We start from the raw sequence: 6,727 nt of genomic DNA on the forward strand, positions 1-6,727 counted from the left end.
AATCACCTCCATAATATATTGTGACAACAGAGGTGAATTTATTTTTTACTCAGGGCAAAAAAACTTGTTCCAGAAAAGGGCCATATTCTTGAATAAATATCCAACAGATATTTGTATAATTATGTTCCTCGCCGCGATGGCCCTGGTAATGGAAAAAAAAGAATAATAGTTAAAGAGGTAATACCCATTGGGTACTACCTCTTTTTTTAGACAGATAGGTGAGTAGTAAGTAAATGTTAAAACCCAGGAGCCTTCAAAGGGATACTGATTTACATAGGAACAAATCTAACCTTCAGTTAATCATTTGTGGAATTGACGGTACAGCTTGCTATTAAAAATTAACGCCTTTTTTGCCTTCAACGATTGGCAGGTTTATAACGCTTTGGCCAAGATGGACATTGAAGGTGGCCCCAGTTGCGGAAGGAATGGTCCTCTGATATGAGCTTCCTGCAATAATGACTCCGATGCGATGGCCTTTCTTAAAGACGTAGTCATGTGGCAATGCGCCCCACTCAAATTTGTAGTTTTTTCCTGGATTTAAAGGATCTGTTTGTAAAAGTGATTTCCAATTTTGCGGATCAAACCAGCCTCTAGAGACAATTTCATATGGTGCTGTACGGAACGTCTTCTCTGTTTCTCTATAACAGGCGCTATCTGCCTCCGTACTTTCTCCCCAGCAGGTATTTGTAGTTAATGTTCTGATTCCTTCTCCACTTCCCGTATGATTTACCCTAGTGTCCATTCCATAATCCACAATCATCACAGACAAATTGGAATTATCCTTATCTACTGTTGCTCGAAGCGAAATTTCCGGTACACCGCTCATGCGGGCATCCTCGCTTAGTGGTTCTGATAGGAATACTAAACGGTCGCTTTTTACGGTCATTTCATTTGTGACCATCGCCGTTTCTGTTTGCCTCGGATTGTCTGTAAAGGTTTGAGTAAAGTTTCCTTTTACCGGACCAGTTGTTAAAACTCCAGGTGAATTTTCGTTTTCCCCAGGTGCAAAGCGAATTTTAGTTGATTTAACATTTTTATCCGGCCATGATGCATGGTTTTCCCAAACATCCGCTGCTCTTTCTATATCGACAGCAGGTTCATCCATGATGCCATTTTGCAAGCCTAGTAGCCAATAATCAAACCAGCGATGCAGCGTATCTACCCACTCTGCTCTGCGGAAATCAAATGGATCCACGTGGCCCGTTTGTGTAAGCCAAAGCTTACGAGGGACATTCTCTTTATTTAGTACTTCCCACCAGTAATTGAAATGGTTCATCTTCACGTTTAAGTCATTTAAACCGTGGATGGCAAAGACACTGGCTTTCACCTTTTTGATATCTTTCACATAGTTTCTTTCATTCCAAAAATCATTGTAGTCACCGGTGGCGTCATCTGCCTCTTTATTTACGCGATCGAACACATGCTGACAAGTTGCTTTCCGGGAACTGTTAACGACCCTGCTTGCTAATCCACCAGGTCCATTATTATAGTATGTAAGCCCTGCATAGCGGTAATAATTATACCAATTGCTAATCGCACCAATCGGAACGATTGTTTTTAAGCCTTCTACTCCTGTAGCTGCCACACCATTTGCTAATGTACCATCATATGATTTACCAATCATCCCCACATTACCGGTTGTCCACGATGCCTTTACCTCGTTATTATTTTTATCAACTGCCTTTGCCCTTCCATTGAGCCAATCGATCACAACTTTAATACTCTCAATTTCCTCATAACCGCCGGTAGTTGGACAGCCATCCGATTGGTTGGTTCCTACCATATCCGGCAAGACAACTGCATATCCTCTTGGAACAAAATAATTATCATAATAAAGCGGAAACTTCTCAATATTCCCGTCTTTATCTTTGCCCTTTACTTCACTTTCATTGCCTCTACCTAAGCTTTCATAATAGGGGCTGGCATCCATAATCACAGGTACCTTCAGCCCTGTGTCGGATTCTTTCGGCCGGATGATGTCTACAGCAATTCGATCAGGAACCCCGTTTCCATCCGTGTCAAGGCTTGATTGTACAAAAACGGTCTCGCGGATGGCATCCTTGTAAGAATATTTCGCTTCTGATTTTACATTTACCAATGAGTTTATTTCTTGATTCTTCTTTGCTGCTACTGTTTCCGCATTTGTATAATTCACAGATGATAGAGTTAATGCAATCGTTATTACTAAAGTGGTTACTAGAGAAAACGCTTTCTTTCCCATTAAATCCCTCCTCTACCCTATTAAATTCAATTGTAGGATATGGGGGGATTCCCCAGTAGTGTATAAGTTACCAATTTTCATAATACTTAATTAAATATGATATAAACATTTATACCTACAATATTTGACGATAGTGTGAAGTTATTAGGTATTTTGAAGGATGACAGATCTTTATGTCGAAATGAATCAGAGTCTAGTCATGTTATTTCTTCTTTTTCGCTATTTGCGATGTTTTTAAAACCAATTTTATCAAAGCTTCAATTTCACTTATAGTATTCCAGAATATAAGGATATAACTTTGATAAAATCGTATTTTTGTGCAAAAAAAAAGTGGCCAATCTTTTGTGGGGGAGGGAACAATGACGCATTTTCGGGCGTTCTTCCCGAAAAAGATTGGGGGTGTGATTGCCGTCTATATTCAGAGATGCACTCTCGTTGTCTTTAACTTTATTCAAAGATGGATTCAGCCTTCCGAAAGCAGCTGCAAGTGATTCGGAAATGATCTCCCGACTGTACTTGGGAGGGAGTTTACGGTGATGCGGTGATTGCAGGTGGGTTTCCAGCAATGTCTGTAGCATTCGAATGACTTGCAGCGTTCCGCATTCAAAGGTGCATGCTACTTGATTCGATAAAAAAATAACACGGTGTGGTAGCACGGTGTTATTTTCCTTATCTTTAACTATATTAAAAGATGGTCTCAGCCTTCTAAAAGCAAGGCTACAAGTGATTCGATTATTCCATTAAAGGGCCATTTAATGGAGGAAAAATATTCTTACATCTATTTATAGGACTATAATATAATTTATAGTGAGGGGATGAAAAATGAAAACTGTAAACCACGTAACATGTGAAAAAAGATCCTATACTAGAGAGTTTACTTCTCACCAACATGAGTTTGGACAATTTCTATTTCCATTAAAAGGCTCCCTAGATATACAAACGAAGTTGCAAGAAATCAATCTTAACCCAGCTTATTGTTTTTATATGCCTCCCAAGTTAGAACATAATTACCGTTCTATGGATAGAAATGAATTCTTAATTTTAGATATTCCAATACAATATTTGCCAGAGAATACGAGTGACATGTACATACGGTTGGATAAACAATGGGGTTCTATCCGATATTTGTTATTGGAAGAGGCGAAGAGTCAGGAAAGCACATCCTCCTTAGTAGATTTGACAAGATATGTTACCAGCAAACTTCAAATTTCTAAGCCACTTTCTATTGAATACATTCATAAACATTATAAAGAGTCAATTAGACTAGAAACTTTAGCAAAGATAGAGCATTACCATCCAGTATATTATTCCGCTTGGTTTAAGGATAAAACTGGTAAAAGCCCAAAAGTTTATATATCTGAACTTCGTTTGAATGAGGCCAAACAACTTTTGATTTCAACAGGATGGTCCATGTCGAAGATTAGTGAAGAATTAGGTTTTGAGAATTCTTCGTCGTTTTCTAGATGGTTTGTCCGTTGTGAGGGGCTACCTCCACAAAAATTTAGAATTCTTAATAATAGATAAAAAGTATATTAAACTTGGTATAGAAAATTTTTCATGGAATTTTCTATTATAAGTTTATATTTCTTTTTATCTTTTTTTATTGAGGTGAACAAAATGAAGGAGAAATTAGCTCCTTTTTTAGTATTACTTGCCGCAATACTTTGGGGGACTACGGGTACAACACAGGCACTTGCACCAGAAACGGCACACCCGATTGTGATCGGGGCTACTCGCTTAGCAGTCGGAGGAATATTTTTAGTCATAATTGTTCTAATAACAGGAAAATTCAACTTTACAAATTGGCCAGTCAAGACAACAATATTAGCTTCTTTGAGTATGGCATTGTATCAACCATTATTTTTCTCTGCAGTTTCAATTACAGGAGTGGCCATTGGAACAGTAGTAGCCATTGGGAGTGCGCCGATTTTATCAGGTCTCATAGAATGGTTATTTTTAAAAATTCGTCCTTCTAAAGTTTGGTGGTATTCTACTTTTTTATCTATCTTAGGTTGTCTATTGCTCTTTGGTAACAAAGAATCAGCATATTTAGATCCTGTTGGAATCTTAATGTCATTAGGGGCTGGGTTATCCTTTGCAAGTTATACGATTATCAGTAGAAATTTGGTTGTAAACCATTCGTCTTTATCAGTAGTAGCAGTCATTTTCACTCTTAGTGCAATTTTTTTATCTCCGTTTTTATTTATTTTTGATATGTCTTGGATAATGAGTTTCCGAGGTGTAAGTGTAAGTCTTCAACTTGGAATTGTGGCGACTGGGATCGCATATTTACTTTTTGCCAAAGGACTTATCCATGTCTCATCATCCAATGCTGTGACGCTCACGTTAGCAGAACCATTAACAGCAGCATTATTAGGGGTTTTAATAGTAGATGAATACTTAACTATCACTTCTTGGTTTGGGATTTTCCTCTTAATGCTAGGAATCGGAATATTAATATGGTCGTCCAAAAATTCTAGTGGTCAAAAGGAGATTAAGATGGTTCAGAAAAGAGTAATATTAAAAAAATGATTAAAAGGTGGTTATATTTCTATGGCAAAAATTGAGGACTTTTTTAAATTAGATATTCGTGTAGGCACGGTTATTAACGCCACACCTTTTCCTGAAGCAAGAAAACCTGCTATAAAACTACAAATTGATTTTGGAGAAGAGATCGGTATAAAACATTCTTCGGCTCAAATTACACGAAGATATTCATCTGAACAACTTTGTGGGCGTCAGGTGGTAGGAGTAGTTAATATCCCTCCAATGCGTATTGCAGGGTTTAAATCTGAGGTATTGGTAATAGGGGGGGTTCCGGAAGAGGGGGATGTTGTTCTTTTAAAACCCGATGAGCCAGTTACAAATGGAACATGCATCTCATAATATTTGACTTTAAAAAAGGGATGCCTATTTATTCCTAAAAACGCTAATAGAAACTGATTTTTATTCAATTATTGGTCGCTTTCCTTGAACAAGGATAAACGCTCATTTTCCATTTTAGGGCCATATTGTTGATTAAGTGTTCGAAACTTTTTGCACTATGAAACGTATAAAAATTGCGAAGGAATGTATTTGAACTACGTAGCAGGTTTAGAAGGTAATTCACAACAAAGGGGGATAAAAAGTGGATTTATTATCTTGGATAGCTGTTGGGTTCATCATAATCGGATTTGTTGTTCTTGCTTTTATAACAAGAAATATGGAAAATGAGGTCCATCAAAGTTCAGCTACCCAATCCATAGTTTGGAGGATAGCGGGAACCACAGTTTGGGGGATCGTGAGTCTCTTCCTTGTTGTGTATTTGTTACTTCCTAGATTTTTGTGAAGAACTATACCTAAACAATCGGGCGCTTTTCTGTAATAAGGAAAGTGCTTTTGCCATTTAAGGGCCATATTATTGAATACCATTCTTTTATGAAAGGTTACCAAACGACGCTTTGGGAGCTTTAATACCTAACAAAAAAACAATAGAATATATATGTTATTATAGGCGTGTCAGAAATTTATAATAGTCTACGTCTTGCAAAATTCACTAGATAGAAAGGGAAGATGAATTATGATTGTTAAAGTCGGATTTGATTATGAAGATGATATAGAGTATATGATTTGTCCTGCAAAAGTAGGAAGAAATATTAATTAATTACAAAGGGACTTTTGGAAATGGCTTTATAATAGGGACAACCAACATCCTTATTGGTTTGAATATGAGGAAGATGGAAATGTTACCTATGGTGTTTCTTATCGAACAGATGCTTTTGTTTATTGGCTAAACAAGGTGAGATTTAATAAAGGCAAGAATGTCGCAAGGTTAATAGAAATTCCAAAGACACCCCCTAAAAAAACAATTAGGTTTTAAGGATGTTGTAGTGTAGTAAAAATTTATAGAGTATGTAGTTTTATTCATAATAACGTTCCCAAATGAAAGTTTGGGAAGACACAAAAACCCAAGAAATGATGCGAAAACAACAATTCTTGGGTTTTCCTTTGAATATTGTTTATACAGCTTTTTATGCAAAGGTATATAAACAAAGCTGCAATAAAACTTTTCAAGATTTTGCAGCAAACGTTATGGGGGTGTTATCTGAATAAAAACCTTTATATAGAGACAATTTATTAACGCTGTAAACCTGCATTTTTTTCGTTCCTATACTTCAATTACAGGGGGGCTTTAGTTGAAAAACGATCTTCCACAATCGGGCGCTTATCCGGAATAAGGATTTGCGTCCTTTTTCATAATAGGTCCATTTAATGGAAAAAGACTTTAAACAAAACTGGATATTTATGTGAAATTGTGAAGAGATGTACTTAAACTAAAGGGCAGGTTTGTTCAATAAGAAATCACAAAAGGAAGAGCATTTACTATAAAATAAGCTTTGACGAATTAATGTCTAATAAAAAAGTAATGCAAAAAATTGAGATGATGCACATTAGTATTATTACACGACAAAAATAAAAATATATGGAGGTTAGTAATGTTTATAATATTTGGGGTTATTGCAATAG

6 protein-coding genes are annotated in these 6,727 nt (G+C 36.6%); 5 read left to right on the top strand and 1 reads right to left on the bottom strand.

Features of this window, described 5'->3' with window-relative positions; all coding sequences use genetic code 11:
• Positions 1-331 precede the first annotated feature (331 nt).
• Positions 332-2,221 carry a Xaa-Pro dipeptidyl-peptidase gene (locus V7149_RS22105; protein ID WP_335347745.1) on the bottom strand — a complete coding sequence of 630 codons (1,890 nt, stop codon included), beginning with the start codon at positions 2,219-2,221 and terminating at the stop codon, positions 332-334.
• A gap of 359 nt (positions 2,222-2,580) precedes the next feature.
• On the opposite strand from V7149_RS22105, the gene V7149_RS22110 reads away from it, so the two are divergent.
• The 5 genes from V7149_RS22110 to V7149_RS22130 all read left to right on the top strand — a co-directional run bounded on the left by V7149_RS22110 (position 2,581) and on the right by V7149_RS22130 (position 5,549).
• Positions 2,581-2,712, top strand: a complete 132-nt coding sequence (locus V7149_RS22110) for a hypothetical protein (RefSeq protein WP_335347746.1) — start codon at positions 2,581-2,583, stop codon at positions 2,710-2,712.
• Positions 2,713-3,043: 331 nt separating this feature from the next.
• Positions 3,044-3,745, top strand: a complete 702-nt coding sequence (locus tag V7149_RS22115; protein ID WP_335347747.1) for an AraC family transcriptional regulator — start codon at positions 3,044-3,046, stop codon at positions 3,743-3,745.
• A 93-nt stretch (positions 3,746-3,838) separates the two neighbouring features.
• The gene (locus V7149_RS22120) at positions 3,839-4,753 is read left to right on the top strand and encodes a DMT family transporter (protein ID WP_335347748.1); all 915 of its coding nucleotides are present in this window, start codon (positions 3,839-3,841) and stop codon (positions 4,751-4,753) included.
• A gap of 21 nt (positions 4,754-4,774) precedes the next feature.
• The gene (gene csaA / locus V7149_RS22125; RefSeq protein ID WP_335347749.1) at positions 4,775-5,107 is read left to right on the top strand and encodes a chaperone CsaA; all 333 of its coding nucleotides are present in this window, start codon (positions 4,775-4,777) and stop codon (positions 5,105-5,107) included.
• A 241-nt stretch (positions 5,108-5,348) separates the two neighbouring features.
• Positions 5,349-5,549 (top strand): phosphate starvation-inducible protein PhoH, encoded by a 201-nt coding sequence (locus V7149_RS22130; protein WP_335347750.1) that lies wholly within the window; start codon positions 5,349-5,351, stop codon positions 5,547-5,549.
• Positions 5,550-6,727 lie beyond the last annotated feature (1,178 nt).

The sequence above is a fragment of the Bacillus sp. JJ1503 genome, assembly GCF_036965125.1.
Lineage (GTDB): Bacteria > Bacillota > Bacilli > Bacillales > Cytobacillaceae > Cytobacillus.